Here is a 3228-nt window from a genome sequence, read left to right on the forward strand (position 1 = left end):
CGAAAATCCAAAGAAAACCCTCAGCCAAAAGTCACACGCATCAGTTGAACGCCGACTTTTTCTGACCGTGGAAATTTACACATAATTTTGGACTTGATCCTAGACTAGGTGATAATACAAAAGCTACTGGGGAGATTAAGTTATTCACAGAATTAGACACCTGTGCGAGTTGTAGTAGAGTAATAGCAGAGTTTGCTAAAAAATATCCAAACATTAAATTAGATATTGTCCATAATAATGGTAATAGGATAATAAAATAATCTTTATTCTTAATACTGGAGGGTTATTTGTTGAAGGATTGGGAATATCATGAGTTGCTTGAGGCTGTGAAAGAAACTTACGAAGATTTCTTGAGAAAAAATATAGGTTATAGGTATGCTGTTGCAAGAACCTTTTATGAGTTTGAAACAGTTTGTAATGAGGGGAAAACAGAGAGTTTGCTAGTTCATATTGCATTAGGTGAGATCGTATTAACCCACGAAAAGGTATTTGTTGGTAATATTGAAGCGATTAAAAAAGAGCTAACGAGCGTTAATCTGAGTCAACTAGAAAATGAATTAACCTCTGAAGAAATTGAAGATCTTTCAAAAAGAATTACTAATGTTCTAAAGGGGCTTGAATTTGTTCATATAGACTATAATCCAAGAACTTAATTAGATTTTTATGAAAAAAGAATTCAAAAAATAGCCCAGTGTTTCGATTAACTCTAAGAAACTGTTCTTTAAATGGAAAAGAATAGATATTACTTTTGAGGGACAGATTTGACCAAAGGTCAGCCTGTCCTTTTTTGATCTTATGTTAAGTGGAGGGGGGGAGATAGGAAACAATAAATTTGATATTATTCAAAGAGCTGTAAATGCTATTAGAGATGCTGATCAACAAGGTTTGCTGAAAGAAGGATTCAATAAACTTTGGGTAGTCAATATGAATGGCCACAAGGCTCAGATCAATGTGTTCATACAAAACGGTAATTTCATAAATATTAATCTGTTTGTTACCGACGGCGTATAATTGACCCAGGATCGCCGAAAAAGAATTGACCCACTCCCGTCGAATAATCCCCTTCGAACGAAACCGCTACATTTCTTCGGAGGGAGAATTATGCTAAGGAGTGGGACTGTGATTAAATTACACGAATCGAAGGCGATTGGCAAGAGTATTCGGGCGATTTCGAGAGAAACGGGACATGCCCGCAATACCGTCCGGCGGTATCTTCGTGCAGAGGGGCTTCCGGAGCGGAAGCCCCGGGGAAAACGGCCATCCAAGTTGAATCCCTTCAAGCCGCTTCTGCACCAGTACATGGATCAAGGCATCTACAACTGCGAAGTCCTTTTCCGGCTTCTCCGTGAGCAAGGCTACCAAGGCGGTCGAACTATTCTTAAAGACTATGTCAAGGATTTCTGTCCTCCCAAACAGCTCCCTGCAGTTCAACGGTATGAATCCCGCCCTGGGGAACAAGCCCAGGTAGACTGGGGGATCTGTGAATACGTGGACCCGGAGGGTCAAGTCCACAAAGTGCCTGTGTTTGTCATGGTTCTCGGCTACTCCCGAGCGATCTATGTGGAGTTTGCCAAGCGCTGCGACATCCACAGTTTCCTCCGCTGTCTGGTTCATGCGTTTGAGTATTTCGGCGGGATTCCAGACATAGTTCTAACGGATCGAATGAAAACGGTGATCTTGGGAATGGGGGACGACCGAAAGCCCCGGTGGCATGGGCTGTTTGCCGACTTCGCGGCAACAGCAGGGTTTATCCCGCTGGTATGCCGCGTTCGGCGTCCGCAAACCAAGGGCAAGGTGGAACGCAGCATCCGGTTTGTAAAGGAAAACTTCCTGCCAGGGCGCCGCTTCGAACCGGCAAGCTGCGGCGTGGTGTGACGAGAAAAACCGGCGTGTTCATGGAACGACTGGCGAGCGACCTTGTGACCGTCTGAAGCAGGAAAATCTAAAGCTGCTTCCTGACCTCGACCGCTGGAACCCGTATCTGCGCGAAAGACGCCGTGTCAGTCAAGACGGGTTCGTCAGTTATGACGGAGTACGATATGGGGTCCCCTGGCACTACAGCGGTCGTGAAGCAACGGTCTGTGAACGGAACGGCCATGTGGAAATTTGGATTGGTTCGAAACAGATTACTCGTCATGAAAAAGTGGGAAAATCCAGAGCCGTTGTCCCTTGCCCTAACCAGTACAAAGGGCTTGTTACCGCACAGGGACTCCCTGTCCCCCGACCGCGTGCAAAACAAATCCCGCATCACGAAGTGGAAGTGCGCTCACTCGAGGTGTATGAGAGCTTGATGGGGGCGAGATCACTTAATGAACCCCAAAAGTCCAGACATTTAAGTCGCATTTGAAGATAAAAGTTGACGAAATTCTTTTGGAGACAGATATCCTAATGCAGAATGCAGTCGCTCCGCATTGTAGAATCGGATGTAGCGGTCGATATCTTTTTTGGCTTCCAGGAAAGAGGAGTATTCCTGAAGCCAAACCGTTTCCTCTTTCAGCGTCCGGAACCAACGCTCAATGTAAGCATCGGTGTCAGGGTTGTTGTAACCCGTTCGCTCCTGCTTAATTCCGGCATCTTGAAGAGCTTTGACGTATCGTCTGCTGGTCATTTGGCAACCATTGTCACTACGAATTGTCAGGCCACGGCCTTTGACTCCTTGAGGGAAACGTTTTTCCAGTGCTTGATTGACAGCAGAAAGAAGCTCATCGGTTCTGCAGAACCGTGAGAAGGAATAGCCTACGATTTCTTTGTCATAAGCGTCGATGACGGCAAACAGGTAACCCCAGCCATCACGCCCACACCATATCTTCGTCATGTCGACTTGAAAATACTGATTTGAGCCGGTGACCGGGATCCGACCCGATTGCTTTTTTCTACTCGCCGTTCCTCCTTTGGAACGGGTTAACAACCCCAACTCTTTCATGATGCGGTACACGCGCTTGTGGTTGACACGAAGCTGATGCCGCTTGTACAGCCAAACCCGGATTCGGCGGTACCCGTTGGTCGGAAACTCTCCGCAAAGCTCCTGGATCTTCTGACGAAGCGCCGCTTCGTCAGAGCGCTCACGCTTTTTGGGCTGGTACTCCTTGAGCAGAGCATACCCATAAGTGCGGTTGATGCGAAGGGCAGCCGTGATTTGTGGGACCGAATACCCCTCGCCGTGCAGGATCCGCACCAAATCCCTGGTCTTTACCTTCGGCCCCAGTTCGTCTTTTTTCGGAGAATCTC

Annotated in this window: 2 protein-coding genes and 2 pseudogenes; 3 read left to right on the forward strand and 1 reads right to left on the reverse strand. The window is 46.7% G+C overall.

The genetic code is table 11. The annotated features are described in order from the left end of the window. Positions 1 to 110 precede the first annotated feature (110 nt). From I8U19_RS17445 to istA, 3 genes and pseudogenes are all read left to right on the forward strand, one after another. Positions 111 to 260, forward strand: a pseudogene (locus I8U19_RS17445) (deaminase domain-containing protein); the annotation flags it as partial. Between the two features lie 30 nt (positions 261 to 290). Beyond that, positions 291 to 653: an Imm3 family immunity protein gene (locus I8U19_RS17030; RefSeq protein ID WP_198056615.1), complete on the forward strand. Its 363-nt coding sequence runs from the start codon at positions 291 to 293 to the stop codon at positions 651 to 653. Positions 654 to 1101: 448 nt separating this feature from the next. Next, a pseudogene (gene istA, locus I8U19_RS17035) lies at positions 1102 to 2347 on the forward strand (IS21 family transposase). Here istA and I8U19_RS17040 read toward each other — a convergent pair. Continuing rightward, on the reverse strand, positions 2333 to 3228 hold an 896-nt coding region (locus tag I8U19_RS17040), incomplete at its 5' end, for an IS3 family transposase (protein WP_198056616.1). The pseudogene istA and the gene I8U19_RS17040 sit on opposite strands and share 15 nt — an antisense overlap.

Origin of the sequence: Thermoactinomyces sp. CICC 10523 (genome assembly GCF_016055105.1) — a bacterium.
Taxonomy (GTDB): domain Bacteria; phylum Bacillota; class Bacilli; order Thermoactinomycetales; family Thermoactinomycetaceae; genus Thermoactinomyces_A; species Thermoactinomyces_A daqus.